A 26,790-nucleotide genomic window follows, 5' to 3' on the forward strand; every position below is an offset into this window, starting at 1 on the left:
CGGGCTCAGGGCGAGTGGATTCCGTGTTCGACAAGGATCCTGCGCACGCGATCCAGCGGTATCGCCTCGGCAGTCGTTCCATTTCCGGTGACGGTGGTCGCCATGAACAACGAGTTGTAGACCGCCTCCTCCACTGCATCGACACTGGCCTGGAACACCGCGCTCATCTCCGCGTTGGCCAGTTCGGTGGTGGTCAGTCGCGGCGCGTCGAAGGCGCGGCGTACCGAATCGGCGGTAGAGAACGCCAGCGCATAATCGCCGCTTCCATTCGATGCGGAGCTGCCGGTGCGGCCCAACCCCATCATCGCCCGCGAGGCCACGCGCTTGAGATTGCGGTCGCTGAGCGGCGCATCGGTGGCGATGACGATGATCACCGAACCGTCGCCGCGGTCGTCGGCCATGCCTTTGGTATTCGCATCGTGTTGGGCGACTGCGTTCTGGAACGAATAGCGGCCGAGTTCGCGACCCACCGGCGCGCCCATCACCTGCAGCACGCCGCCGAAATTGGTCTGCACCAGCACGCCCACGGTCCAGCCGCCGAGCGAGGCCGGCAGCACGCGCGAAGAGGTGCCGATGCCGCCTTTCCAGCCGAATGCGATGGTCCCGGTGCCGGCGCCGACGCTTCCCTCTTCGACCGGTCCGGTGGTCGCGCCTTCCAGCGCTTTCCGGACCGCATCGGCGGTGATGGGTCGGGCGCGGATGTCGTTGAGGTCGCCATCATTGGTCTCGCCCACGACCGGGTTGATCGAACGCACCTCTTGCATGTCCGGCTGTTCCAGCATCCAGGCGGCCATCGCATCGGCCGCCTTCCACACGCACAGTGTGCAGGTCAGCAGGATCGGGGTTTCCAGTTCGCCCAGCTCGTCGACCTGGCTGCCGCCGGCGAACTTGCCGTAGCCGTTGCCGACATGCAGCGCCGCCGGCACCCGTGAGCGATAGGCGTTGCCGGCATGCGGCAGGACCGCGGTCACCCCGGTGCGCACCTTGTCGCCTTCGCGCAGGGTGACCTGGCCGACACGCACGCCGGCGACATCGGTGATGGCGTTGAATTTGCCGGGAGAGAAGATGCCGGGCGCGACGCCCAGGTCGCGTGCGCGGACGCGTTCCTGCCCGTGCGCCGCGAGCGGCAGGATCGCCATGCAAGCCAGCGCGATGCCACGAAACAAGACCGTTGACGGACTGACCATGTGATCTCCCCGGAGACCTTCCGGATTGTGGGAGGGGCTTCAGCCCCGACGCTTCTCGGCCTCCTCGCAGTCGGGACTGAAGTCCCTCCCACAGGAAGCAATCCTCCTCGCCTTCCTATCTGCGCTGGCGCACGGCCTCGAACAGGGTCACGCCCGCAGCGACCGACACGTTGAGGCTTTCGATGTCGCCCGGCATAGGGATCTTCACCAATCCATCGCAATGTTCGCGGGTCAGCCGGCGCATGCCGTCGCCCTCGCCGCCCAGGACCAGGGCCACGTTGCCGCGCAGGTCGATGTCGTAGAGCGAGGCCTCGGCTTCGCCGGCCAGGCCGTAGATCCAGACACCGAGTTGCTGCAGGTCGCGCAGGCAGCGGGCCAGGTTGGTGACCGGGAATACCGGCAGCCGATCCGCCGCGCCGGCGGAGGTCTTGCGCACGGTGGCATTGACCGGCGCCGACTTGTCCTTCGGGATCACCACCGCGGTCGCGCCGGCCGCGGCCGCGCTGCGCAGGCAGGCGCCGAGGTTGTGCGGGTCCTGCACGCCATCGAGGACCAGCACCAGCGCCTTGCCTTCGGCGGCTTCGATCAATCCGGCGAGCTCGCCCTCATCCCAGGTCTTGGCCGCCGCGTAGCGCGCGACCGCGCCCTGGTGGCGCACCGATCCGCCAACGCCATCCAGCGCCTGCTGGGTGACCCGGCGCACCTCGATGCCCTTGCGCCGCGCGTTCTCTTCGATCTCGGTGATGCGCGCATTCTTGCTGCCGGCCTCCAGCAGGATTTCGCGCACGTTGTCGGCATCGTTCTCGATGGCCGAAGCCACCGCGTTGATGCCGGCGATCCATTGGTTCTGTTTGCTCATGGGGAAATCTACAAAGGGGATGCGGAATCGTAGGAGCGGGCCTTGCCCGCGATGCTCTTCGACCAGATCGCGGAAGAGCATCGCGGGCAAGGCCCGCTCCTACGGGGGTCAATATTTTTCTTTCTTGCGTTTGGCCGGTTGCCCGCGCGGCGGCAATCCCTGCACCTGCTTTTCCTCGGCCAGCTTGAAGTCGATCTTGCGCTCTTCCAGGCTGGCCTTGAGCACCACGATGCGTACCGGGTCGCCCAGCCGGAAGCTCATGCCGCGGCGTTCGCCGGCCAGGGTCTTGCGGATCGGGTCGAAGTGGTAATAGTCGTGCGGCAGCTGGGTCACGTGGATCAGACCGTTGACCTTGGAGTCGTTCAATTCAACGAACAGGCCGAAGCTGGTCACCCCGCTGATCACGCCGTCGAACTGGCCGCCCACGTGCTGCTCCATCCACGCGGCGCGGTAACGCTCGTCCACTTCGCGCTCGGCCTCGTCGGCGCGGCGCGCGCGTTCGGAACATTGCAGCGAGAGCGCCGCCATCTGATGGGCTGAGTACAGGTATTTCTCCGGCTTGCCCTTGGTCAACGCGTACTTGATCGCGCGATGCACCAGCAGGTCGGGATAGCGCCGGATCGGCGAGGTGAAATGCGCATACGCGGCCAGCGCCAGGCCGAAGTGGCCGGCGTTGTCCGGCGTGTACACCGCCAGGCTCTGGCTGCGCAGCACCACCGATTCCAGCAGGGCCACGTCGGGGCGCTCGCGGATCTTGTGCAGCAACTGGGTGAAGTCGCGCGGCTGGACCTTGCTCCACGGCGGCATCGACAGCTTGAACTCCTTGAGGAATTCCAGCAGGTCCGCGTACTTGGATTCCGGCGGCCGGTCGTGCACGCGGTACGGCGCGGGCACGTGCGCGGCCAGCAGGTACTTCGCCGCTTCCACGTTGGCCGCGATCATGCATTCCTCGATCAGCTTGTGCGCGTCGTTACGCTGCAGCATGCCGGCCTGGGTGACTTCGCCGCGGTTGTCCAGTTCGAAACGCACTTCCGAGGTCTCGAACTCGATCGCGCCGCGCTTCTCGCGCGCCTTGTCCAGCAGCTTGTACAACTCGTACAGGCGTTCGACCTGCGGCAATTGCGCGCCGATCGCGGCGCGCGCGTCGACGTCGTTCTCGCCGACTGCATTCCACACCTGGTCGTAGGTCAGGCGCGCGTGCGAGCGCATCACCGCTTCGTAGAACTTCGACTGGGTGACTTCGCCCTCGCTGTTCACCTGCATGTCGCAGACGAAGCACATGCGGTCCACTTTCGGGTTCAGCGAGCAGATGCCGTTGGACAGCGTTTCCGGCAGCATCGGCACCACGAAGCCGGGGAAATACACCGAAGTGGCGCGCTTCTGCGCCTCGTCGTCCAACGGCGTGCCCGGGCGCACGTAATGCGACACGTCGGCGATGGCCACCACCAGTCGATAGCCGCTGCGGTTCTTCATGCGCAGGCCCTGGCGATTGCTTTCGCAGTACACCGCGTCGTCGAAATCCTTGGCGTCGGCGCCGTCGATGGTCACCAGCGGCAGGTCGCGCAGGTCCACGCGGCCGGCGATCATCTTCTCGTCGACCACCAGCGGCACCGCGGCGGCTTCGTCCAGCACTTCCTGCGGGAATTCGTGCGGGATCTCGTGGCCGTGGATCGCCGCTTCCACCACCAGCGACGGGGTCAGCTTGTCGCCCAGCACCGCGACGATCTTGCCGATAGGGGGACGTCGCGCATCCGGGGCCTGGGTCAGTTCGACCACCACCAGTTGCCCGTCGCGCGCCTCGCCGCGGCCTTCCTGCGGGATCTGCACGTTGCGCTGCACGCGCTTGTCGTCCGGCACCAGATAGCTGATGCCGCCCTCCAGCGTATATCGGCCGATCAGGCGGCTGAGCCGGCGTTCCAGCACCTCGACGATGCTGCCTTCGCGGCGCCCGCTGCGATCCACTCCGGTGACGCAGGCCATGACCCGGTCGCCGTGCATGGCCTTGCGCATTTCGTAGGGCGGCAGGAACAGGTCGTCGCCGCTGCCGTCTTCTGGGCGCAGGAAGCCGAATCCGTTGGGGTTGGCGATGACCACACCGGGGATCAGGTCCATCTGCTTGGCCGGGGCGAAACCGCCGCGGCGGTTCTGCAGCAACTGGCCGTCGCGGACCATCGCGCCCAGGCGCTTGCCCAGGGCGTCGAAACGGTCGGGCGCGGTCAGTTCGAGCCTGGCGGCCAGATCTTCGGCGGTCTGCGGGCCATCGGCGGCGCTGAGCACGCCCAGGATGGCTTCGCGGCTGGCGATGGGATCGGCATAGCGCTCGGCCTCGCGCGCGGCGTGCGGATCACGGAAATTGCCGCGCTGGGGCGGCGCCGGCTGGCGCGATACCGGAGGTCGGGTGTTGCCACGTGGCCCCTTGTACGCTGCGGGGGACTTGCCCGCCGGCAGGTCCGGCATCCACGGCGGCAGCTTCGATTTCTTCGTCCCGGCCGCTTTTTTCGCGCCGCCAGCAGGCTTGCCCGGCTTGCCGGATGCGGGTTTCGACCCGCCTTTCGTTGGCTTCTTCGTCATCCGGCCATGGTACACCCCGGCTGAATCCCGGCCCTGACCTTGCGCTGATGCGTTGACATCCTCCCGCGCAATCCGGAGAATGCGCGCCCTGCACCTGCCCAGGTGGCGGAATTGGTAGACGCACTAGCTTCAGGTGCTAGCGGGGGCAACTTCGTGGAGGTTCGAGTCCTCTTCTGGGCACCAGCTTGAAAAGCAAAACCCTCGCGCAAGCGGGGGTTTTTGCTTTTGGGACTTAGCGAATTCACGTCGGCCAGCCCGCGTGCGCTAGCTTGTATGCCTTCGAAGGAGACCCCTGGCACCGATGGAGCCGCAACAGATCATCTTCCTGGTCATCCTGGCCGCGACCCTGGCGCTGTTCATCAGCGAAAAGCTGCGCGTCGACGTGGTGGCCATGCTGGCGCTGCTGGCGCTGACCCTGACCGGCATCCTGGGCCCGAAGGACGCGTTGTCCGGCTTCTCCAGCGAACCGGCGATCATCGTGGCCGCGGTATTCGTGCTGTCGGCCGGCCTGTCGGCCACCGGCATCACCGACCGGATCGGCGCCGGCATCGCCCGCGCGGCCGGCGGCAGCGAGTGGCGCACGATCGCGGTGGTGATGCCGGCGACCGCGGCGCTGGCCGCGTTCTCGCATCATCTGATGGTCACGGCGATGATGTTGCCGATCCTGGTGCGCCTGGCCCGCGAGCAGAAGCTCGCGACCTCGCGGCTGCTGATGCCGATGTCGCTGGCGGCATCGCTGGGCACCACGCTGACCCTGATCAGCGCGCCGGCTTTCCTGCTGGCCAACGACCTGCTGAAGCGTTCCGGCCAACCGGGCCTGGATATCTTCACCATCACCCCCATCGGCATGGTCCTGGTCCTGCTGGGCACCGTCTACATGCTGCTGGGGCGGTGGCTGGTTCCCAAGCGCAGCGGCGAATCCAGGCAGTCGGACTACCTCCGGCTGGACAGCTACTACACCGAACTGGTGATCGAGAAGGAATCGTCCTGGATCGGCAGGACCCGCGGCGATTTCGAAAAGAAATTCAACAAGCGCCTGCAGGTGGTGGACTGGCTGCGCCTCGGCGTGCGCCGGCAGCAGCAGCAAAGCGCCAACATGCTGCGGGCCGGGGACGTGCTGCTGGTCCGGGCCTCGCCTGACGAGATCGCTTCGATCAAGGACGAGCCGGGACTGGGCCTGCATGCCGTCGCCAAGTATGGCGAGCGGCCGGTTGCGGAACACCCGGTGGAACTGCTTGGCGAGGAGCAACTGGTGCAGGCGGTCGTCGCGCCGCATTCCGAGTTCGCCGGCCGCAGCGTCGCCGACATCGATTTCCCGGGCAATCTCGGGGTCGCGGTGGTCGGCCTGTGGCGCAAGGAAAGCTGGCTGCACGGCGAGATGTCGGAAATGCTGCTGCAGGAAGGCGACCTGCTGGTGCTCTGGGGCCGCGAACAGAATTTCGAACGGCTCGTCAGCCACCACGGCTTCCTGTTGCTGATGCCCTTCGCCGGGCAGAACAAGGTCCGCCGCCGCGCGCCGCTGGCGCTGCTGATCATGGCCGCATCGATCGCCGCCGCGGCAATGGAAATACTGTCCCCGCAGATCGCATTCCTCTGCGGCGCGGTGGCCATGGTCCTGACCCGTTGCGTGGGCGTGGAACAGGCTTACCGCGAGATCGACGTGCGCATCTTCGTGATGATCGCCGGGGTGATCCCGCTGGGCATCGCCATGGAACGCACCGGCACCGCGTCCCTGTTCGCCGATTTCCTGCTCGCGCATACCTCGCACTGGTCGCCGCTGACCCTGCTGCTGGTGATGTTCGGCGCCGCCGCGCTATTGACCCAGGTCCTGTCCGATGCGGCGACCACGGTACTGCTTTGCCCGATCGCGCTGGCGCTGGCGGAAGGACTGGGCCTGCCCCCGGTTCCGTTCGTGGTCTGCACCGCGATGGGGGCGGTGGCCTCGTTCCTGACTCCCATCGGCCATCACGGCAATCTGCTGATCCTCAATCCCGGCCAGTACACCTTCGGCGATTTCCTGCGCGTGGGCGTGCCCTTGACCGCACTGATCGCCCTGGCCAGCGCGTGGATGGCGCGATGGATGTGGCTGGGCGGCCCCCTGCTACCCACGGTCGGCGGTTAAAATCGACGCCAGACCGCATAACCGAAGTCCGCAATGACCGAAACCATCCGCCCCACCTTCCACGGCTTCGAACAGATCCCGCTGCGCGAGTACGCCGAACGCGCCTACCTGGACTATTCCATGTACGTGGTCCTGGATCGCGCCCTGCCCTTCATCGGCGACGGGCTGAAGCCGGTGCAGCGCCGCATCATCTTCGCGATGAGCGAACTCGGCCTCAACGCCGGGGCCAAGCCGAAGAAATCCGCGCGCACCGTCGGCGACGTGATCGGCAAGTACCACCCGCACGGCGACAGCGCCTGCTACGAAGCGCTGGTGCTGATGGCCCAGCCGTTCTCGTACCGCTACCCGCTGATCGAGGGCCAGGGCAACTTCGGCTCGCCCGACGATCCCAAGTCGTTCGCGGCGATGCGCTACACCGAATCCAAGCTCACTCCCATCGCCGAAGTGCTGCTCGGCGAACTCGGCCAGGGCACGGTGGATTGGACCCCGAACTTCGACGGCACCCTGCAGGAACCGACCTGGATGCCGGCGCGGCTGCCGCACCTGCTGTTGAACGGCACAACCGGGATCGCGGTCGGCATGGCCACCGATGTGCCGCCGCACAACCTCAACGAAATCGTCAGCGCCTGCGTGCGCCTGCTGGACGATCCGGAAGCCACGGTTGCCGACCTGTGCGAGCACGTGCGCGGCCCCGACTATCCGACCACCGCGGAAATCATCACCCCGCTGGCCGACCTGCGCGCCATGTACGAAACCGGCCACGGCAGCGTGCGCGCCCGCGCCACCTTCCTGAAGGAAGGCCAGAACATCGTCATCAACGCGCTGCCCTACCAGGTGTCGCCGTCCAAGGTGATCGAGCAGATCGCCGCGCAGATGCGGGCCAAGAAACTGCCGTGGCTGGAAGACATCCGCGACGAATCCGACCACCTCAACCCGGTCCGCGTGGTCCTGATCACGCGCTCGAACCGGGTCGATGCCGAACAGTTGATGGGCCACCTGTTCGCCACCACCGACCTGGAAAAGAGTTACCGGGTCAACCTCAACATCATCGGCCTGGATGGACGCCCGCAGGTCAAGAACCTGAAGACGATCCTGGGCGAGTGGCTGGCGTTCCGCGCCGAGACGGTGACCAAGCGCCTCAACCACCGCCTGGAGAAGGTCGAACGCCGCCTGCACCTGCTGGAAGGCTTGCTGGTCGCGTTCCTCAACCTGGACGAAGTGATCCACATCATCCGCACAGAGGACGAACCGCGCGCGGCCTTGATCGCCCGTTTCGCGCTGAGCGAGGACCAGGCGGATTACATCCTCGACACCAAGCTGAAGCAGCTGGCGCGGCTGGAGGAAATGAAGATCCGCGGCGAGCAGGACGAACTTGATGCCGAGCGCGACCGCCTGATGTCCACCCTGGCCTCGAAGGCCAAGCTGAAGAAGCTGATCAAGGACGAATTGCTGGCCGACGCGAAGAAATTCGGCGATGCGCGGCGTTCGCCGCTGATCGCGCGCGAAGCGGCGCAGGCGCTGGACGAGACCGAACTGGTCGCCAGCGAGCCGATGACCGTGGTGCTGTCGGAGAAAGGCTGGATCCGCGCGGCCAAGGGCCACGACGTCGATGCGGCGTCGATGTCGTACCGCGACGGCGACGGCCTGCTGGCGGCGGTGCGCGGGCGCAGCACGCAGCAGGTGGCGTTCCTGGATTCGGAAGGCCGCAGCTATTCCACCGCGACCCACACCCTGCCCTCGGCGCGCGGCAACGGCGAGCCGCTGACCGGCCGCTTCTCGCCCGCGTCGGGTGCGTCGTTCGTGGCCCTGGCCAGCGGCGACAACGACACGCGCTTCGTGCTGGCTTCCTCGCACGGTTACGGTTTCGTCACCCGCTTCGAGAACCTGACCGGGCGCCAGAAGGCCGGCAAGGTGATGTTGAACCTGTCCACCGGCGCGAAGGTGCTGCAACCGGCGCTCACCGCCAACCCGCAGACCGATCGCATCGTCGCCGTGACCAGCGCCGGGCATCTGCTCGCGTTCGCGCTGGCCGACCTGCCGGAACTCGACAAGGGCAAGGGCAACAAGATCATCGAGATCCCGAAGGCGAAGCTGGGCACCGAACGCGTGGTCGCGATTGCGGCCGTGCCCCCCGGCAGCACGCTGCTGGTGAAGAGCGGGCAGCGGACGATGTCGCTGTCGTTCAAGGACCTGGACGAGTACGTGGGCGCGCGCGCCTCGCGCGGTGGATTGTTGCCGCGGGGTTGGCAGAAGGTCGACGGCCTGGCGGTGGAATGAGCCCCGTAGGCGGGCTCAGGTAGCCGGAGAGCGATTCCTGGCTCCCGGCACCCGAACGCAGAGGATCGAATGATGGATGCAGAATTCTGGATGCAACGCTGGCAGGAAGGGCAGATCGGTTTCCACCGCACCGAGGTCATGCCATTGCTGGAAACCCACTGGGCCGCATTGCAACTGCCGCCAGGCAGTCGCGTGCTCGTGCCGCTGGCCGGCAAGAGCCTGGACATGCACTGGCTGGCAGCGCGGGGACATCGCGTACTCGGCGTCGAACTGTCGCCGCTTGCGGTGCAGCAGTTCTTCGCCGAATCGGGCCTGCAGCCAGTGCGGCACCGCAGCCGCTACGGCGAGCATTTCGTCGCCGGCCCCGTCGAGGTGATCCTGGGCGACGCTTTTGGCCTGGATGCGGAGTTGCTGGGCGACATCGCGGCCATCTACGATCGCGCCGCGCTGATAGCCCTGCCGCCCGCGTTACGCCGTCGTTATCTGGACACGGTCTATGCCGCGTTGCCGGGCGGATGCGAAGGCTTGCTGATCACGCTGGAATATCCGCAGCGGGAGAAGGCAGGGCCACCCTTCTCCGTGGACGCGGAAGAAGTCGCACGCCTCTTCGACCTGCCCTGGCACGCGGCCTTGCTTGAACAGCGCGACATTCTCGGCCAGGAACCGCGCTTCCAGGCCGAGGGCGTGACTGCCCTAGCCACTGCGGTGTATCGACTGCAGAACTCGTGAGAGTCCAGCGCGGGAGGCGCTGCGGGCGTCAACTTGCGGGCTTGCCCTCGCCAAGCTTGGTCAACAGGTAGTTCTCGATGCCCAGGCGCTGGATCAGGCCGAGCTGCTGCTCCAGCCAGTGCGCATGGTCTTCCTCGGTGTCCTTGAGCTGGACCAGCAGCATCGCCCGACTGACGAAATCGCCATGCTGTTCGCACAGGGCGATGCCCTCAGCCAGCCTGGCCCGCACTTCGTATTCAAGATCCAGATCCTTGCGCAGCATCTCCTCGACGGTCACCCCGGGCACGAACGGCGTCGGCGACATGTCCGGGTCGCCTTCCAGGAACAGGATGCGGCGCAGCAACGCGTCGGCGTGGTCGGTTTCTTCCTGCATCTCGTGGTGGATGCGCTCGTAGAGCACGTGCAGGCCCTGGTCTTCGTAGCGGCGCGAGTGGATGAAATACTGGTCGCGCGCGGAAAGCTCGCCGCGCAGCAGTTGCTTGAGGTAGTCGACGACTTCGGGATGGCCTTTCATAGCGGGCGCTCGGCTTGGGACGGCGATCAGTCTGCCGGATCCCGCCGGCGGGCGATTCAATCGGAATCAATCGCATCCGCGGTCCGGCCCGCCTGGGCGGCATTGGCGGCGACGCCGTGGAATAATCCGAGTCACGACCATCCCAACACTCTCGCCTGGACGGGGCACTCATGCTCAAGTGGATCAAGCGCCTGGCGCTGCTGTTGCTCGTCCTGATCGTCGCGGCATTGGCTACCGGCTGGTGGCTGATGCGCGGCAGCCTGCCGGCACTCGATGGCGAACTGGCGCTGGCCGGACTCTCGGCTCCAGTGACGATCCAGCGCGATGCGCTCGGCGTGGTCACCATCGACGCGGCCAGCGAAACCGACATGGCCCGCGCGCTGGGTTATGTGCACGCGCAGGAACGCTATTTCGAGATGGACCTGATGCGCCGCAGCTCGGCCGGGGAGCTGGCGGAATTGTTCGGCCCGATCGCACTGGACCTGGACAAGGAACACCGCGCGCACCGCATGCGCGCGCGGGTGATGGCCAACCTGGATGCCTTCGCCGGCGACAAAGTCGCGCAACTGCAGGCCTACACCGACGGCGTGAATGCGGGACTGGATGACCTCAAGGTCCGGCCGTGGCCGTATCTGCTGCTGCGCCAGCAACCGCGACGCTGGGAACTGGCGGATTCGGCATTGACCGGTTATGCGATGTACTTCGACCTGCAGGATTCGCAGAACACGCGCGAGCTGGCGCTGTGGAAGATCAAGCCGCACGTGCCGCCTGCCCTGTTCGCGCTGCTGACCCGCGACGGCACCGAGTGGGATGCGCCGCTGTTCGGCGAGGCGCGCGGCAACGCGGTGCTTCCCGGGGCGGAGGAAGTCGACCTGGCCAAGCTGCCTATGCCGGCGAAGCAGGATCTCGCCCCGCTCTCGGAGAAAGGTTTTCCCGGCAGCAACAACTGGGCGGTTTCCGGCGCATTGACCGCGGACGGTCGCGCCATCGTCGCCGACGACATGCACCTGGGGCTGCGCGCGCCGAACATCTGGTTCCGCGCGCGCTTGCGCTATCCCGATGCGCGCGCGCCGGGCGGCAAGGTGGATATTTCCGGGTTCACCCTGCCCGGCATGCCGGCGGTGATCGTCGGCAGCAATGGCCATATCGCCTGGGGGTTCACCAATAGTTATGGCGACTGGGCCGATTGGGCTGGAACTCCCGCATGCCGTGGCGCCATCGCTGGTTGCATCGGATGGAAGGAATTCCATGAGCCCATCAAGGTCGCCGGCGACAAGCCGTTCGACCTGGTCGTCCGTGAAACTTCATGGGGACCGGTCCTGCATGAGATCAAAGGACAGGCGCTCGCCTTGCGCTGGACTCCGCAGCTGCCCGGATCCTTGCGCGTCTCCTTCGCCGATCTTGCGATCGCCGGGGACATCACGGACGCGTTCGCCGTCGCCGACGAATCCGGCATCCCCGCACAGAATTTCATGGTCGCCGATTCGTCGGGCAGGATCGCCTGGCGCATCATCGGCGGCTTCCCGCGGCGCGATCCGGGCTGCGACTCCATCGAACCCACGGCAACCGATGCGTGTCCGCCGTGGACGACCGATGCGACGGCTTCGCCGAGGCTGGTGGACCCACCTTCGCACCGCCTGTGGACCGCCAACAACCGCACCCTGGATGGCGAAAACCTGAAACTGGCGGGGGACGGCGGCTACGCGCTGGGCGCGCGCGCAAGACAGATCCGCGACGATCTTTTCTCCAGGGATCGCTTCACCGAGAAGGAACTGCTGGCGATCCAGCTGGACGACCGCGCGGTGTTCCTGCAGCGCTGGTGGGCGCTGTTGCAGACGGAAAGCAAGCACGACAAGACGCCCGCGCTCGCCGCCCTGGCCAAGGCCGCCGGCCACTGGGAAGGACGCGCCAGCGTAGATTCGGTCAGCTACCGCATCGTCCGCGCCTGGCGCCTGGCGGTGAACATGCGCGTCGCCGATGGCCTGACCGCGCCGGCGCAGGCCGCACTGGGCAAGGACTTCGTCATGCCCGACCTGCCGCAACTGGAAGGCGTGGTCTGGCCGCTGCTCGGCGAGCGTCCCGCGAACCTGTTGCCGCGCCGCTTCGCCAGCTGGGAGGCCTTGCTGGAAGACGCCGCCGCACAGGTCCGCGACGATCTTTCCGGGCATGGTCCGTTGGAGCAACGCACCTGGGGCGAGCGCAACACGGCGAAAATCTGCCATCCGCTCGCCGGCGCCCTGCCCGCGATGCTCAAGTCTTCCCTGTGCATGCCGGCCGACCCACTGGCGGGGGGTGGCGATATGCCGCGCGTGCAGGCGCCTTCGTTCGGCGCGAGCGAACGCATGGTGGTTTCGCCCGGCCACGAAGCCGACGGCATCATCCACATGCCCGGCGGACAGAGCGGAAATCCGCTGTCGCCGTTCTGGGGAGCGGGCCATGAGGATTGGGTGCGGGGACGGCCGACGCCGTTTCTGCCTGGGAAGACCGAGTACAAGCTGACGTTGAAGCCGCATTGACCGCTCCACCCTCTCCCATTCCGGGAGAGGGACAGCACGCGCAAGCGTGCAGGGAGAGGGTTCGGCTTCTACGTAGCGCCCATTACCCGGCGCTGAGAAGCAAGAGCCGAACCTTCTCCCGCGGCTGCGGCGCACCCTCTCCCGAAATGGGAGAGGGAAGAGATCCTCACAATGCCGCGTTATGCACTCCCGCAATCGCCCTGCCCGACGGATCCGCTGCACCGGCGAAGCTCGCATCCCATGCGATCGCGGCAGGCGAGGAACAGGCGATGGACTTTCCGCCGGGCACGGTCTCAGCCGCGGCCGGGGTCGGAAAGAATTGCTCGAACAGGCTGCGGTAGTAGTACGCCTCCTTGGTCAGCGGCGGATTGACCGGGAAGCGCTTGTCCGCCGCGGCCAGTTCGCGATCGCTGACCCGGGACTCGGCATGGTCCTTGAGTCCGTCGATCCAGCCATAGCCGACGCCATCGCTGAACTGCTCCTTCTGCCGCCACAGGATCGATTCGGGCAGGTAACCCTCGAATGCCGCTCGCAGGACGCCCTTCTCCATCCGCGCCCGCCCGCTGCTGGTCTTGTCGATCATCTTGTACTTGGCATCCATCCTCATCGCCACGTCCATGAACTCGCGATCCAGGAACGGCACCCGCGGCTCCACGCCCCAGGCCATCATCGACTTGTTGGCGCGCAGGCAATCGTAGTTGTAGAGCGCGTCCAGCTTGCGCACCAGCTCCTCGTGGAACTCGCGCGCGTTCGGCGCCTTGTGGAAGTAGAGATAGCCGCCGAAGATCTCGTCGGAGCCCTCGCCCGACAGCACCATCTTCACTCCCATCGCCTTGATCCGGCGCGCCAGCAGGTACATCGGCGTGGACGCGCGGATGGTGGTGACGTCGTAGGTCTCGATGTGGCGGATCACTTCCGGCAACGCGTCCAGGCCTTCCTCGAAGGTGTATTCGAATCCATGGTGCACGGTGCCCAACGCCTCGGCCGCAATTTCGGCGGCGGCCAGGTCGGGCGAGCCCTTCAAACCGATGGCGAAGGAATGCAGGCGCGGCCACCAGGCCTCGGCCTTGTCGTCCTCCTCAATGCGGTGGCGGGCATAACGCGCGGCCACCGCCGTCACCAGCGAGGAATCCAGCCCTCCCGACAGCAACACCCCGTAGGGCACATCGGTCATCAACTGCCTGTGCACCGCGCGCTCGAACGCCTCGCGCAGCTCTTGCGTATCGACTTCCACGCCCGCCACCGCGTCGTAGTCGCGCCACGGCCGCTGGTAATACTTCACCAGTTCGCCACTGGCGCTGTCGTAATAGTGTCCTGGCGGAAACTGGGCGACGTCGGCACAGGTATCCACCAGCGATTTCATTTCCGAAGCCACGCATAGACGGCCTTCGCGATCATGACCCCAGTACAGCGGGCATACACCCATCGGGTCGCGCGCGATCAAGGCACGGCCCGCGGCCTTGTCCCACAGCGCGAAGGCGAAGATGCCGTTGAGCCGGTTGAGGAACGAGGCCGGCGAGTCCTCGCGGTACAGCGCGTTGATCACCTCGCAATCGGATCCGGTCAGAAATTCGTACGGCTGGGCCAGTTCCTTCTTCAGCTCGCGATGGTTGTAGATCTCGCCGTTGACGGCCAGCGCCAGCCCGCCATCGGCCGAACGCAGCGGCTGCGAACCGCCTGCCGGATCGACGATGGCCAGGCGTTCGTGCACGAGGATCGCGCCCTCATCGATGTACACGCCGCTCCAGTCGGGGCCGCGATGGCGCTGCCGTTGCGAAAGCTCCAGCGCCTGGCGACGCAGGCCCTGCAGGTCGTCGCCCGATTGCAGGCCGAAAATGCCGAAAATGGAACACATGGGTAACTCCGTGGGTCGAGGTTTGAGGGGTGAGGTTCGAAAATAGGAAACAAAAAAACCCGCATCTCGCGATGCGGGTTTTCTGGTGATTCGGCTTGTCCTGATTCGCCTAGTCGCAGACCCGCATCGGTCGCGCACGATTATTCGTCCGCGCATTGTTGCGGCGGTTCGAATTGGCGTTGGCGAGGGCGGCTTGGCACGGCATGGGAGGGAAACTAACCGGTTCGAGGGGTGGCTGGCAAGCCCTCCTCGCCCCGTAGGAGCGGGCCTTGCCCGCGAGGCTCTTCATCAGGACCACGGGCAAAGGCATCGCGGGCAAGGCCCGCTCCTACGACAGCAGACGCTCCAGCAGCCTGCGATACAGACTTGGCAATGCCTCCAGGTCGGCCACGGACACGTTTTCATCCACCTTGTGGATGCTCGCGTTCACCGGACCCACCTCGATGCATTGCGCGCCCAGCGGCGCGATGAAACGCGCGTCGGAAGTGCCGCCCGCGGTGCTTTCCTCGGGCGCCATGCCGGCGAATCCGCCCAGCACTTCCCGCGCAACGGCGCGCAGGCGGCCTTCGGGGGTGTAGAACGGTTCGCCGCCGCGATGCCAGTGCAGATCGTATTCCAGGCCGTGCCGATCCAGCACGGCGCCGATCTCGTTCTCCAGTTGCGCCGCATTCCAGTGCGGGTTGTAGCGCAGGTTGAACAGCACCTTCGCCTCACCGGGAATCACGTTGTTCGCACCGGTGCCGGCGTTGAAGTTGGAAACCTGCAGGCTGGTCGGCGGGAAGGTTTCGTAGCCTTCGTCCCAGCGCCGCGCCACCAGCTCGGCCAGCGCCGGCAAGGCCTGGTGGATCGGATTGCGCGCCTTGTCCGGATAGGCCACATGCCCCTGCACGCCTTTCAGTGTCAGGGTCGCCGACAAGGTGCCGCGACGGCCGACGCGCAGCAGGTCGCCGAGCTTGTGCGTGGACGAGGGTTCGCCAGTGATGCACCAGTCGATGGCCTGGCCGCGCTCGCGGAAGGTATCGGCGACCCGGCGCACGCCATCGATGGCATCGCCCTCCTCGTCTGAAGTGAGCAACAGGGCCACGGTGCCGGGATGCTGCGGATGGGCGGCGACGAACTGCTCCAGTGCGATCACGAATGCCGCGACACTGCCTTTCATGTCCGCCGCGCCGCGCCCGAAGAGGACGCCCTCGCGGACCGTCGGCTCGAAGGGATCGCTGTTCCAGGCCTCGGCCGGGCCGGAGGGCACCACGTCGGTGTGGCCGAGCAGGACCAGCACCGGCGAGCCGCTCCCATGCACGGCCCACAGGTTGTCCACTTCGCCGAAACGCAGGTGCTCGCAGTCGAAGCCTGCGCGCTGCAGTCGTTCGGCGATCAGCGGCTGGCAACCCGCGTCGTCCGGCGTGACCGAGCGGCGGCGGATCAACTCGCTGGCCAGATCGAGGATATCGCTCATGAAGGCGTCGCTCATTTCCCGATCCCGAAACGCGCCTTGAAGCCGTTGTCGCTGAAGCCCTGGGTCATGACTCCATCATCCGTCACCACGACCGGACGACGGATCAATTGCGGATATTCCCTCAGCAGCAGCTTCCACTCCGCTTCGGATCCCGGCGACTTGCGGTTCTCCGGCAACTGCCGCCAGGTGGTGGAGGATTTGTTGATCAACGTGTCCCAGCCGCCGGCCTGCTTCGCCCATTCCACCAGGGCTTCAGGCGAACGCTTTTCGTCGCGATAGTCGACGAAGGAATACTCCACGCCGAAGCGGTCCAGCCACTTGCTGGCTTTCTTGCAGGTGTCGCAGTTCTTGAGGCCGTAGAGGGTGGTCATGCGTTCCCCGCGAAAAATGGATCGTCGTCCCCGCGAAGGCGGGAGGCGCTGTTCAACAGCCGAATGGCTGGTCATCCAGCGACTTTAGCTTTGCACTCTTGCAACAGACAAGACGGAAGTCACCGGGTCCCCGCCTTCGCGGGGACGACGAATAAAAATCAATCCGCCAAGCCGCGCAGCAACTCATTGATCGAAGTCTTCGACCGCGTCTTCTCGTCCACCTGCTTGACGATCACCGCGCAGTACAGCGAATGCGATCCGTCCTCCGCAGGCAGCGAACCCGACACCACCACGCTGCCCGGCGGCACGTAGCCGTAGGAGACGTCCTTCGTCGCGCGGTTGTAGATGCGCGTGGACTGGCCCAGGAACACGCCCATGCCGATCACGCTGTGATGGCCGACGACCACGCCTTCCACCACTTCCGAGCGCGCACCGACGAAGCAGTGGTCCTCGATGATGGTCGGCGAGGCCTGCAGGGGTTCCAGCACCCCGCCGATGCCGACGCCACCGGACAGATGGCAATGCCTGCCGATCTGCGCGCAGGAACCGACCGTGGCCCAGGTGTCGACCATGGTGCCCTCGCCCACGTGCGCGCCGATGTTGACGAAACTGGGCATCAGCACTACGTCCTTGCCGAAATAGGTGCCGCGCCGGGCGACCGCGCCCGGAACCACGCGCACGCCGGCGGCGCGGAAACGCGCCTCGTCGAAACCGGCGAAACGCGACTCCACCTTGTCCCAGAACGGGGCCGGATCGGCGCCGATCAGCGCCATGTCGTTGACCCGGAAATAAAGCAATACCGCCTTCTTCAGCCATTCGTTGACCTTCCACCGGCCATCGCCGGAGGGCTCGGCGACACGGAAATCGCCGGCTTCCAGGCCGCTGATCGCCTGCTCCACCGCGGGCTTCACCGCGGTCTCGATCTCGGCCGCGGCCAGATCGGCCCGACGCTCGAATGCGTTTTCGATCAGGATCTTGAGGGCTTCGGTATCAGCGATCTGGCTGGTCATCTAATTGTCGTTTCCATTCAAGGGGTGTTTTCGAAGCTGGCGCGCAGTGCCTCGCGCAATGCCTGCTGGGTCTGTTCGCTGAGCGGTTGGCCATCCGCATCGGTGATCTGGAAAAGGTCCTCGGCGCGCTCGCCGAAGGTGGCGATGCGCGCATCGTGCACGTTCAATCCCTGTGCGCGCAGCACCTGGGCGACATCGGACAACAGGCCCGGACGGTCGGGCGCCACCAGGCTCAGCAAGGTGCGACGCCCGTCCGGCGTGCCACCGAACTCGATCCGGGGCGCGAAGCGGAAATGCTTCAGTTGCCGCGGCATGGCCCGGCGCGACGTGCGCACATTCTCCAAGGGACCATCCAGCGCGTTGCCGAGCACGGCTTCGACTTCCACCGGATCGGAACTTGCGTAGCTGTCGGCAGGCAGCACTTCGAAGGTATCGAAGATGGTGCCGCCGGGGCCATCCAGCACGCGCGCCTGGTGGATGCCGAAGCCCATGCGGTCCAGGGTGGCCAGGATCGCGGCGAACAGGCCGCTGCGATCCGGCGAATGCACGAACACTTCCAGTGCGTCCCCATCATCGGCGATGCGGCGCACGCGGACGCGGGTTTCCCCGGGCCGCACGTTGCGCAACGCGCTGGCCTGCCAGGCGATCTGCTCCGGGCGGAAACGCAGGAAGCCTTCCTCGGGCATGATCGCGAACAGCGCATCGGCGGTGGCCGCGTCGAAACCCTGCACCGCCATCAACGCACGCGCGGACTCGCGCGCTTCCTGCATGCGCGCATCGGCCGCGACCGGCTGCTCCAGGCCTTCGCGCAGGACCCGGCGCGTGGCGAAATACAGGTCGGCGAGCAGACGGTCCTTCCACGCATTCCACAGTTTCGGACTGGTGCCGGCGATGTCCGCGCAGGTCAGCAGGTACAGGTAATCCAGGCGTTCGCGGTCGCCGATCAGGGTGGCGAAGCGGTGGATGACCTCCGCATCGGAAATATCCTGCTTCTGCGAGGTCACCGACATGCGCAGGTGTTGCTCGACCAGCCAGGCCACCAGTTCGGTGTCGCCTTCGCTGAGCCGGTGCGCGGCGCAGAATTCGCGGGCGTCGACCGCGCCCAGTTCGGAATGGTCGCCACCGCGTCCCTTGGCGATATCGTGGAACAGGCCGGCGAGCAGCAACAATTCCGGCTTGCGCAGGCGCGGCCACACTTCGTGGGCGATGGAGAAACGCTCATCGGCGCGACCCGAGGAAAACGCCGCGATGTTGCGCAACACCATCAGCGTGTGCTGGTCGACGGTGTAGACATGGAACAGGTCGAACTGCATGCGCCCGGACACGCGCGCGAACGCGGGGATCCACTGCCCCAGCACGCCGAGCCGGGCCATCCGGGTCAGTGTTTCCACCGCGCGAGGCATCTTCAGCAACGCCATGAAGGCATCGCGCTGGGCCGGCGTGGCGATTTCGAACGAAGACAGGCGGGTCAGCGATTCGGCCAGCGCGCGCGCGGTGCGCGAATGCAGGCCGCGCACTTCCGGATGCTCCGCCCATCTCGCGAACAAGGCGAACACCGCGGAGACATCGGCCTGCGGCCAGGCCGGGTCGCGCGCGGCCAGATAGCCGCGGCGCAACGCGAAGGCCTCATCCAGCGGCTCGGGCAGGGCCTCGCCGTCGAACTGTTCCTCGAAGCGCTGCAGCAGGCGATCGCTGACCCGGCGCACGATCGCGGCGCTGCGGTAGAAGCCCTGCATCATCTTCTCGACGCCGAGGGTTTCCTCGTCGTCGGCGAAACCCAGGCGCGCTGCCAGGGTCTTCTGGTGATCGAAGCGCAGGCGCTCTTCCGGACGCCCCGCGACCAGATGCAGGCCGTACCGCAGCCGCCCCAACGAACGGCGCTCGCGCGCCAGGGCGGCGGCTTCGTCCGGACCGACATGGCCCAGGCCGACCAGCGGCTCCAGCTCGCGCACGCCGAAAGTGCGCAACGCCATCCAGCCCAGCGTATGCAGGTCGCGCAGGCCGCCGGGACCCTCCTTGATGTTCGGCTCCAGGTTTTCCGAGGTATCGCCGAAGCGCGCATGGCGCATGCGCAGCTCCTCGCGCTTGGCGACGAAGAAATCGCGTGGCGGCCAGACCTGGGACGGGGAAATCGCGGCGGCCAGGGTTGCCTGCGCGGCCTCGTCGGCGCACAGCGGACGCCACTCGATCAGCGCGGTAAGCACGGTCTGGTCGGCGGCTGCTTCGGTGCACTGGCTGGCAGAGCGCACCGCGTGGCTGACCGGCAGGCCGGCATCCCAGACCATGGCGAAGAACCGGGACAGCGCCGGGTGCTGCGCCTGCTGGGCGTCGGCATCGGCCAGCACCAGCAGGTCGATGTCCGATTGCGGGAACAGTTCGCCGCGCCCGTAGCCTCCGATCGCGAACAGCGCCAGCGGCGCATCGGCGGGAACGCAGTGGATCCAGGCTTCCTTCAACAGCTGGTCGGCCCCGCGCGCGCGCAGGGCGACCAGACGATCGACTTCATCGCCCTGGTCGAAACGCTTCGCCAGTTTTGCGTCGGCTGCGTTGAGCGTCGCGCGCGCCTCGGCCGACCACACGGCATCGCTCCCGCACCCGGGCGACTGCGTCGTTGTCCCATCCGCAGCGGCCGTGATGCTCACAATGTGGCGCTCACAGGTCGTTGTCGTCGCCCGGCACCCGGGTCAGGATCTCCACGCCATCGTCGGTCACCGCCACGGTGTGTTCCCACTGCGCGGAGAGCTTGCGGTCCTTGGTGACCACGGTCCAGCCATCGGGCAGCAGGCGGGTGTAGCGGGTGCCTTCGTTGATCATCGGCTCGATGGTGAAGGTCATGCCCGGCTTCAGCACCACGCCATCGCCCGGGCGCCCGTAATGCAGCACCTGCGGCTCGTCGTGGTAGATCTTGCCGATACCGTGCCCGCAGTACTCGCGGACCACGCTGAAGCGCTGCGACTCGGCGTATTCCTGGATCGCGTGGCCGACATCGCCCAGGGTCGCGCCCGGCTTGACCGTGCGGATGCCGCGGAACATGGCCTCGCGGGTGGCTTCCACCAGGCGCCTGGCCATGACCGAGGGCGTGCCCACGTAGTACATGCGGCTGGTATCGCCGTGCCAGCCGTCCTTGATCACGGTGACGTCGATGTTGACCGTGTCGCCGTCCTTCAGGACCTTGCCCTCGCTGGGTATGCCGTGGCAGATGACGTTGTTGACCGAGGTGCAGACCGTGAACGGGAACGGGATGCGACCGTGGCCGCCGCCATAGCCGACATTGGCCGGAATGGCGTGCTGCACATTGACGATGTGGTCGTGGCAGACCCGGTCCAGCTCGGCCGTGGTCACCCCCGGCTTCACGTGCGGAGCGACGACTTGCAGCACCTCGGCGGCCAGGCGGCCGGCGACGCGCATCTGCTGGAGTTCTTCGGGGGTCTTGAGATTGATGGCCATGGCGGGATTATCGTCGATTTGCACCTGTTCCAGAACCTGCAAAGCGGCTCGACACAGGCATTCGCTCCTCTTCCAGCGCACAGTACGGACCCGGGGCCACAACCTCCGCACACACTCGAGACCATTCCCAGGCCGACCGAAAGCCCGGCCAAGCGCCCCTGCCCGGTTTGGCGGACATGAGGATTTGCGGCGGAACCGCCCCGCCGCTATAATTCCGCGGCTTTGTCGGGCCCAGCCTGCAAGGCCGTCCACGCCGGACGACACCGGCGAATACACACCTGCTGCCACGACCCGTGCCGGGGTGCCCTGCGATTGCTTTGGATAATTCCAATGGAATCAATGGGTTCGGTCACGGAAGCAGCAGGGAGGCCCAACCCCGGAACCATCGCCCAGACTGCCCATGGCAGCCGGGCAACCGCCTTTACCCAAAAGCTGGCGGCCGGTTCCCCATCAGGAGTCATCGCAATGCCCCAAGTCACCATGCGCCAGATGCTGGAAGCCGGCGTCCATTTCGGCCACCAGACCCGCTACTGGAACCCCAAGATGGCGCCGTACATCTTCGGCGCCCGCGGCAAGATCCACATCATCAACCTCGAGAAGACCGTCCCGTTGTTCACCGACGCGATGAACTTCATCTCGAGCATCGCCCAAAAGCGCGGCATCATCCTGTTCCTCGGCACCAAGCGCAGCGCGCGCGAGCCGATGAAGGAAGAAGCCATCCGCAGCGGCCAGCCGTACATGACCCAGCGCTGGCTGGGCGGCACCCTGACCAACTTCGCCACGGTGAAGAAGTCGGTGGCGCGCCTGAAGGAACTGGAAGCCGGCGAAACCGACGGCAGCTTCGACAAGCTGGTCAAGCACGAAGTCCTGGGCCTGCGCCGCGAGCGCGAGAAGCTGTTCGCTTCGCTGGGCGGCATCAAGGACATGAATCGCCTGCCCGACGCGCTGTTCGTCATCGACATCGGCCATGAAGATATCGCCATCAAGGAAGCCAAGAAGCTCGGCATCCCGGTGATCGCGGTGGTCGACAGCAACTACGACCCGGCCCTGGTCGACTACCCGATCCCGGGCAACGACGACGCCATCCGCGCCGTGCAGCTGTACGCACGCGCCGCCGCCGACGCTGTGCTGGAAGGCAAGGCCGCCGCTCCGAATTCCGCCGCCGTGCGTGAGGAAGAGTTCGTCGAGGGCGACGGCAAGGCTCCGCGTGGTCGCGCTCCGGCCAAGAAGGCCGCCCCGGCCAAACCGGCGGCCAAGGCTGACGGTGCCGGCGAAGGCCTGGCCCGCGCCGAAGCCGAAGTGGCCGAGAACGAAGCGGTCGAAAAGAAAGCCGCCGAGTAATCACGGCGCAAAGCAGCCGCGCCAAAGTGCGCGGCCGCTTCCAGAAACAGCCGCATGGCGTCTTTCGCCATGCCGCGTCCCGATGGTGGGCCAAGGCCCGCCCTACACCGAATGAATCGAGGTAATTCCGTGGAAATCACCGCTTCCCTGGTCAAGGAACTGCGCGAGCGCACCGGCGCCGGCATGATGGAGTGCAAGAAGGCGCTCACCGAAAACAGCGGCGACATCGACGTCTCCGCCGAGTGGCTGCGCAAGCAGGGCCTGGCCAAGGCCGACAAGAAGGCCGGCCGCGTGGCCGCCGAAGGCCGCATCGCCATGGCCCAGTCCGGGCACAAGGCCGTGCTGGTCGAAATCAACTCCGAGACCGACTTCGTCGCCAAGGACAACAACTTCCTCGCTTTCACCGAATCCGTCGCCCAGGCCGCGCTGGCTTCCGGCGCCGCCGATGCGGAAGCGCTGAAGAACGCCAAGCTGGCTTCCGGCGAAACCGTCGAGGAAACCCGCGCCGCCGTGATCGCCAAGGTCGGCGAGAACCTGCAGGTGCGCCGCCTGGCCAGCATCGACAGCGCCAACAACGTGGCCGCTTACGTCCACGGTGGCCGCATCGGCGTGCTGATCGAGGTCAAGGGCGGCGATGCCGAACTGGCGCGCGGCCTGGCCATGCACGTGGCGGCGATGAACCCGCCGTACGTCAAGGCGTCCGATGTCCCGGCCGAGTTCGTGGCCAAGGAAAAGGAAATCGAGCTGGCCAAGATGACCGACAAGGACAAGGCCAAGCCGGCCGACATCCTGGAGAAGATCATCGGCGGCAAGATCGCCAAGATCGTCAACGAAGTCACCCTGTACGGTCAGCCGTACGTGCTGGACACCAACCAGAACGTCGAAGCCGTGCTGAAGGCCGCCGGCGCCGAAGTGGTCGGCTTCCAGCGCCTGGCCGTGGGCGAAGGCATCGAGAAGGTGGTGGAAGACTACGCCGCCGAAGTGATGAAGCAGGCCGGCCTGGCCTGATTCCGCCGCAACATCGGCAAGCAAAAAAGCCCGCAAGCGATTGCGGGCTTTTTTTTCGCGGATTCCCGGGAACGGCAACCTCGATCCTGGGGAGGAAGCAGTCATCGCCTGGCGGTGGCGGAAGGCTTTTTGCAGGAACGCCCGGGGGACGCGGGTTTCCAGGTTTTCCGCGATCTGGTCGAAGAGCCCGCGCCCATGGGCGCTCCTACGGGTGATTCGTCCAACCGCTGGGTGAGGCTGGATCAGGATGCTCCCAACCGACCCATCAATGGCTTCAAATACGGCGCATAGGCGCGCCACTTGGGAGTTCCTTCCACGCGTATCCCTCCCCGCACCTGCACCGCGCTGGCGGTGACGATGCCGCGCTGGCTGGATTGCAGGTCGAGCATGGCGGGTTCGAAATCGAATCCGCAGAATGCGGCCACACGCCTGAGCTGCGTTTCGGGGTCGGCGGTCAGCTGCGCATAGTCGACATCGAGTATCCGGCCCGGGTATCGCGCATGCCAATGCTTCATCAGGCGCTGGTATTCGAGGAAATAGTCCGCGAGTTCCTGCAGGTCGTAGCTGTAGGGGTTGGCGGTCGAGAACAATTCGCGCAAATTCGAGAAGCAGGTCTCCATCGGGTCCCGCACCATGTGCAGGATCTTCGCGCCCGGCAATGCCCGGCAGATGAAACCGATGTTGAGGAAATTGGAAGGCAGCTTGTCGGTGAAGAATCGCCCGCTGCCCAAGCGCCAGGCGATTCCATCGAGGTAGCGTTTCCCGACCGCCGGAAAATCCGCTCGCGTGGCGCGCTCGACTATGACAGGATCGATCACGCCCGGGCAGTGATGGTCGGTGGCATGGCGCATCGCGCTGGTGAAGTCGTAAAGTTCGCCGAGCCCATGCACGTCGTGGTGCCCGTCGAGCAATTGTTCCAGCAAGGTGGTGCCGGAGCGATGCATGCCGACGATAAACACAGGCACGGTTTCTTTCGTTCCGCCAACCGGCGCCGCATTGTCGGCAGCGCTCTCCCCGTCGCGCAGTGCGGCGAACAAACGCGACGTCGCGCCGGTGTCGTAACGAAGCGTGGAGCGCTTGCTGGCGCAGCCCTTGCGCAACGCGAGCCATGCTTCCGGGTATTGCCCCAGATCGTCCAGCTCCTTGTGCAGCGCGAAGCCCAGCAATGCCGGCTCCTCCGCCGAGCGCATCGGAGCCTCCAAACGCGAAACGATGCGCTGCACATGGTTGGATCCGGGCGTCTGCTTGCGTACCTGCGCCAGCAACCAGTAGCCCTGCGCCAGCTCGGGCGCGCGCTTCAGCGCATGCACTGCGTCCTGCTCCGCTTCGGCGAAGCGCCCCAGGTAGATCAGCACCTGCGCGCGCGACAACAGGGTCGCCGGATAGTCCGGGTCAGCGCGCCTGGCCTCATCCAGGAATTCGATCGCCCTGCCCGGCAGGTTGACGTAACTCAGCTGCGCGGCGAATGCGAGCAACAGGGGTACGGGAATGCGCGACAACGGCAGCATGCGCTCGATGCATTCCAGCAGCGCGGGTATTTCGTTGAAGGTGCGCAGGCGCGCGATGAGTTCCTTGATTACCGGTTCCGACTTCGGAGCCGCCGCATGCGCACGCAGGGCATATGCATGCGCCTCGACGTAATGTCCCGACAGCGAATGCATGTAGGACAACTGCAACAGCAGGTTGGCATCGTCCGGGTCGAGCGTCAGCGCGGCCCCATAACAGTCGATGGCCCGAGCGAATTCGCCGGTGGTCGCATGCTTTTCCGCGGTTGCAATGAGCTGCGCGAGGCGCTGCTTCTGCGCCGGGTCCGTCTTCGGCCCCATCACCGACTCCTCATGCCCACGGCCCCATGCCCGCGAATGCGCTCATGCCGCCCCCTCCAGCAAGCGCCTGAGAGGTTCCAGTTGCCGCGAATAGCGCTTCCATGCGCCGATTCCCCGCGCATGGATGGGCTGCCTGACCTGCGAGCTGCTCGCCGTGGACACGGGCGCCCGGTTGGCGGTGATGTCCAGCATGCCGGGCGCTGCCTCCAGCCCGCAGAACGCCAACGCCTTGCGCAAGGTTTCCTCGCCGTCGACGACGATATCCTCATAGCGCACGACATGAACCGACTCCGGCGCGATGCGTTGCCAATAAGCCAGCAGGTCTTCGAAAGCCGCATGGTGCGCAGCCAGTTCTTCCAACCCATAACTGTAGGGATAGGCGCCGCCCTCGAACATTTCCTTCAGGTTGGAAAAGCATGCGTCCATGGGATCGCGGCGCAGGCAAAGGATCCTGGCCTGCGGCAGCGCGCGCAGGATCAATCCTATGTTGAAGAAATTCTGCGGATTCTTGTCGATGAAGAACCCGTCGCCGCAGGCGAAGGGCGATACGCGCTGCAGGTACAGCGCCCCCGCCTTGCGCGGATCCATCGCGCGCAACTTGTCCCAGCTGGTTTCCGCCAGGGAACCGGGGAAGAAGTGATCCGAGGCCTCGCTGATCGCCGCGTCGAAATCATTGCGCTCGCCGAGCGACATCACCCGCGGATGGTTGCCCAGTATCCGGTCCAGCAGCGTCGTGCCCGTGCGCGGCATGCCCACGATGAAGATCGGGACGGGCTGTCCCTCCGGTTCGCCGCGGCCGGCATCGATCGATTCGCCGTGGAATGCCTTCAGTCGCGCAAGCTGTCCCGCCTCGTGGGCGACGTCATGCCCGAGCCTTCCGCGCATGATTCCGGCGCCCCGCATCAATGCATCCCAGGCCGCCTCCGTGTCGCCCGCCGTTTCCAGCTCCTTGAACAAGGCGAAACACAGGCGCGCCTGTTCCGATGAGCCCACCGGATACTGGTCTGCGGCCGCGCGGATGCGTGGAATCCTCGCACCCGGAGTGGCGGAAGGCTGATGGTAGGCCAGCGACCAGTGCGCATCGGCGTAGTGCGGCGACAGGCGCAATGCGTATTCGTAGTGCTCGGTGGCCTCATCGAGTCTTCCCAGCGACCGCAGCACATTGGCGCGGGTATGGCTCAACAGATGATTGGGGCGTACGCGCGCGCCCACGCGACCCAGGAATTCCAGTGCGTGTTCATGCTCGCCTACCAGCCACAGATGCTGCGCGAACACGGCCGACTGCTTCAGCACTTCCGGATCCGAAGTATCCAGCGCCCCGATCAGGCGCGCCACCTCGGCATTCTCGGCAAACGCCAGCAACCGCAAACTGATGAAACCGGCATCGCGGCCGAGGCCTGCCGTGGTGGCGATCCGGCTGGCATCGAGCGCATGCGTGCGCGACGCGACATACCGGTCCGACATCTGCGCGAAGCGGGAAAGCCGGAGCTGCGGCGTGACCTGCATGGGCTCGATGGCGAGCATGGCCTCGTACTCGGCCTTGGCCGCCGGCACGTCGCCCGCCGCTTCGTGGCGGCGCGCGGCGTTCCAGTGGATCGACAGCTCTTCTTTCATGCATTTCTTCTGCGGCAGTGAGGCAAGCATATCCGCTGGACCGCCGTCCGGCGACAGGCGCGCATCAAAAAAACGGCCGCCCGAAGG

At 66.1% G+C, this 26,790-nt stretch carries 18 protein-coding genes and 1 tRNA gene; 7 read left to right on the forward strand and 12 right to left on the reverse strand.

Annotated elements, in window-relative coordinates; translation table 11 throughout:
* Window positions 1-5: 5 nt before the first annotated feature.
* From CSC74_RS05105 to rnr, 3 genes are all read right to left on the reverse strand, one after another.
* The gene (locus tag CSC74_RS05105; RefSeq protein WP_162313296.1) at window positions 6-1,187 is read right to left on the reverse strand and encodes a DmpA family aminopeptidase; all 1,182 of its coding nucleotides are present in this window, start codon (window positions 1,185-1,187) and stop codon (window positions 6-8) included.
* Between the two features lie 115 nt (window positions 1,188-1,302).
* Window positions 1,303-2,046 (reverse strand): 23S rRNA (guanosine(2251)-2'-O)-methyltransferase RlmB, encoded by a 744-nt coding sequence (gene rlmB, locus CSC74_RS05110; RefSeq protein ID WP_162313297.1) that lies wholly within the window; start codon window positions 2,044-2,046, stop codon window positions 1,303-1,305.
* A 108-nt stretch (window positions 2,047-2,154) separates the two neighbouring features.
* Window positions 2,155-4,617, reverse strand: coding sequence for a ribonuclease R (gene rnr, locus CSC74_RS05115; RefSeq protein WP_162313298.1), 2,463 nt, complete (start codon window positions 4,615-4,617; stop codon window positions 2,155-2,157).
* Between the two features lie 96 nt (window positions 4,618-4,713).
* Between rnr and CSC74_RS05120 the strand changes: the two genes are divergently transcribed.
* The 4 genes from CSC74_RS05120 (at window position 4,714) to CSC74_RS05135 (ending at window position 9,745) form a co-directional block, all read left to right on the forward strand.
* Window positions 4,714-4,800 (forward strand) — tRNA-Leu (locus tag CSC74_RS05120).
* Window positions 4,801-4,918: 118 nt separating this feature from the next.
* The gene (locus tag CSC74_RS05125; RefSeq protein WP_162313299.1) at window positions 4,919-6,739 is read left to right on the forward strand and encodes an SLC13 family permease; all 1,821 of its coding nucleotides are present in this window, start codon (window positions 4,919-4,921) and stop codon (window positions 6,737-6,739) included.
* A 33-nt stretch (window positions 6,740-6,772) separates the two neighbouring features.
* Window positions 6,773-9,016, forward strand: a complete 2,244-nt coding sequence (gene parC / locus CSC74_RS05130) for a DNA topoisomerase IV subunit A (RefSeq protein WP_162313300.1) — start codon at window positions 6,773-6,775, stop codon at window positions 9,014-9,016.
* 72 nt (window positions 9,017-9,088) lie between these two features.
* Complete coding sequence (locus tag CSC74_RS05135) at window positions 9,089-9,745, forward strand: thiopurine S-methyltransferase (protein WP_211369549.1); 657 nt, start codon at window positions 9,089-9,091, stop codon at window positions 9,743-9,745.
* A 28-nt stretch (window positions 9,746-9,773) separates the two neighbouring features.
* Here CSC74_RS05135 and bfr read toward each other — a convergent pair whose 3' ends face one another.
* Window positions 9,774-10,259: a bacterioferritin gene (gene bfr / locus CSC74_RS05140; RefSeq protein ID WP_162313302.1), complete on the reverse strand. Its 486-nt coding sequence runs from the start codon at window positions 10,257-10,259 to the stop codon at window positions 9,774-9,776.
* Between the two features lie 170 nt (window positions 10,260-10,429).
* Here bfr and CSC74_RS05145 point away from each other — a divergent pair, with 170 nt between their 5' ends.
* The gene (locus CSC74_RS05145; protein WP_162313303.1) at window positions 10,430-12,775 is read left to right on the forward strand and encodes a penicillin acylase family protein; all 2,346 of its coding nucleotides are present in this window, start codon (window positions 10,430-10,432) and stop codon (window positions 12,773-12,775) included.
* Between the two features lie 166 nt (window positions 12,776-12,941).
* On the opposite strand, the gene asnB is transcribed toward CSC74_RS05145, so the two are convergent.
* From asnB to map, 6 genes are all read right to left on the reverse strand, one after another.
* A complete protein-coding gene (gene asnB / locus CSC74_RS05150; RefSeq protein WP_162313304.1) occupies window positions 12,942-14,630 on the reverse strand; it encodes an asparagine synthase B in 1,689 nt (562 codons plus the stop codon).
* 328 nt (window positions 14,631-14,958) lie between these two features.
* A complete protein-coding gene (gene dapE, locus CSC74_RS05155) occupies window positions 14,959-16,086 on the reverse strand; it encodes a succinyl-diaminopimelate desuccinylase (protein ID WP_162313725.1) in 1,128 nt (375 codons plus the stop codon).
* 11 nt (window positions 16,087-16,097) lie between these two features.
* Window positions 16,098-16,457 (reverse strand): arsenate reductase, encoded by a 360-nt coding sequence (locus CSC74_RS05160; protein WP_162313305.1) that lies wholly within the window; start codon window positions 16,455-16,457, stop codon window positions 16,098-16,100.
* Window positions 16,458-16,615: 158 nt separating this feature from the next.
* Window positions 16,616-17,467 carry a 2,3,4,5-tetrahydropyridine-2,6-dicarboxylate N-succinyltransferase gene (dapD, locus tag CSC74_RS05165; RefSeq protein ID WP_162313306.1) on the reverse strand — a complete coding sequence of 284 codons (852 nt, stop codon included), beginning with the start codon at window positions 17,465-17,467 and terminating at the stop codon, window positions 16,616-16,618.
* A 17-nt stretch (window positions 17,468-17,484) separates the two neighbouring features.
* Window positions 17,485-20,109 carry a [protein-PII] uridylyltransferase gene (gene glnD, locus CSC74_RS05170; RefSeq protein WP_425501416.1) on the reverse strand — a complete coding sequence of 875 codons (2,625 nt, stop codon included), beginning with the start codon at window positions 20,107-20,109 and terminating at the stop codon, window positions 17,485-17,487.
* A gap of 10 nt (window positions 20,110-20,119) precedes the next feature.
* Window positions 20,120-20,914 (reverse strand): type I methionyl aminopeptidase, encoded by a 795-nt coding sequence (gene map, locus CSC74_RS05175; protein ID WP_162313307.1) that lies wholly within the window; start codon window positions 20,912-20,914, stop codon window positions 20,120-20,122.
* Between the two features lie 465 nt (window positions 20,915-21,379).
* Between map and rpsB the strand changes: the two genes are divergently transcribed.
* Window positions 21,380-22,255: a 30S ribosomal protein S2 gene (rpsB, locus tag CSC74_RS05180; protein WP_162313308.1), complete on the forward strand. Its 876-nt coding sequence runs from the start codon at window positions 21,380-21,382 to the stop codon at window positions 22,253-22,255.
* Window positions 22,256-22,384: 129 nt separating this feature from the next.
* Complete coding sequence (tsf, locus tag CSC74_RS05185) at window positions 22,385-23,263, forward strand: translation elongation factor Ts (protein WP_162313309.1); 879 nt, start codon at window positions 22,385-22,387, stop codon at window positions 23,261-23,263.
* Between the two features lie 242 nt (window positions 23,264-23,505).
* On the opposite strand, the gene CSC74_RS05190 is transcribed toward tsf, so the two are convergent.
* A complete protein-coding gene (locus CSC74_RS05190; protein WP_162313310.1) occupies window positions 23,506-25,089 on the reverse strand; it encodes a tetratricopeptide repeat-containing sulfotransferase family protein in 1,584 nt (527 codons plus the stop codon).
* A 42-nt stretch (window positions 25,090-25,131) separates the two neighbouring features.
* Window positions 25,132-26,703, reverse strand: coding sequence for a tetratricopeptide repeat-containing sulfotransferase family protein (locus CSC74_RS05195; protein WP_162313311.1), 1,572 nt, complete (start codon window positions 26,701-26,703; stop codon window positions 25,132-25,134).
* Window positions 26,704-26,790: the final 87 nt, after the last annotated feature.

It is taken from the genome of Pseudoxanthomonas yeongjuensis (assembly GCF_010093345.1).
GTDB lineage: Bacteria > Pseudomonadota > Gammaproteobacteria > Xanthomonadales > Xanthomonadaceae > Pseudoxanthomonas_A > Pseudoxanthomonas_A yeongjuensis.

Bases quoted from the DNA above. Each gene is read 5' to 3' on its own strand.
- CSC74_RS05105 (WP_162313296.1), bottom strand. From the start codon at position 1,187: ATGGTCAGTCCGTCAACGGTCTTGTTTCGTGGCATCGCGCTGGCTTGC.
- rlmB (WP_162313297.1), bottom strand. From the start codon at position 2,046: ATGAGCAAACAGAACCAATGGATCGCCGGCATCAACGCGGTGGCTTCG.
- rnr (WP_162313298.1), bottom strand. From the start codon at position 4,617: ATGACGAAGAAGCCAACGAAAGGCGGGTCGAAACCCGCATCCGGCAAG.
- CSC74_RS05125 (WP_162313299.1), top strand. From the start codon at position 4,919: ATGGAGCCGCAACAGATCATCTTCCTGGTCATCCTGGCCGCGACCCTG.
- parC (WP_162313300.1), top strand. From the start codon at position 6,773: ATGACCGAAACCATCCGCCCCACCTTCCACGGCTTCGAACAGATCCCG.
- CSC74_RS05135 (WP_211369549.1), top strand. From the start codon at position 9,089: ATGGATGCAGAATTCTGGATGCAACGCTGGCAGGAAGGGCAGATCGGT.
- bfr (WP_162313302.1), bottom strand. From the start codon at position 10,259: ATGAAAGGCCATCCCGAAGTCGTCGACTACCTCAAGCAACTGCTGCGC.
- CSC74_RS05145 (WP_162313303.1), top strand. From the start codon at position 10,430: ATGCTCAAGTGGATCAAGCGCCTGGCGCTGCTGTTGCTCGTCCTGATC.
- asnB (WP_162313304.1), bottom strand. From the start codon at position 14,630: ATGTGTTCCATTTTCGGCATTTTCGGCCTGCAATCGGGCGACGACCTG.
- dapE (WP_162313725.1), bottom strand. From the start codon at position 16,086: ATGAGCGATATCCTCGATCTGGCCAGCGAGTTGATCCGCCGCCGCTCG.
- CSC74_RS05160 (WP_162313305.1), bottom strand. From the start codon at position 16,457: ATGACCACCCTCTACGGCCTCAAGAACTGCGACACCTGCAAGAAAGCC.
- dapD (WP_162313306.1), bottom strand. From the start codon at position 17,467: ATGACCAGCCAGATCGCTGATACCGAAGCCCTCAAGATCCTGATCGAA.
- map (WP_162313307.1), bottom strand. From the start codon at position 20,914: ATGGCCATCAATCTCAAGACCCCCGAAGAACTCCAGCAGATGCGCGTC.
- rpsB (WP_162313308.1), top strand. From the start codon at position 21,380: ATGCCCCAAGTCACCATGCGCCAGATGCTGGAAGCCGGCGTCCATTTC.
- CSC74_RS05190 (WP_162313310.1), bottom strand. From the start codon at position 25,089: ATGGGGCCGAAGACGGACCCGGCGCAGAAGCAGCGCCTCGCGCAGCTC.
- CSC74_RS05195 (WP_162313311.1), bottom strand. From the start codon at position 26,703: ATGAAAGAAGAGCTGTCGATCCACTGGAACGCCGCGCGCCGCCACGAA.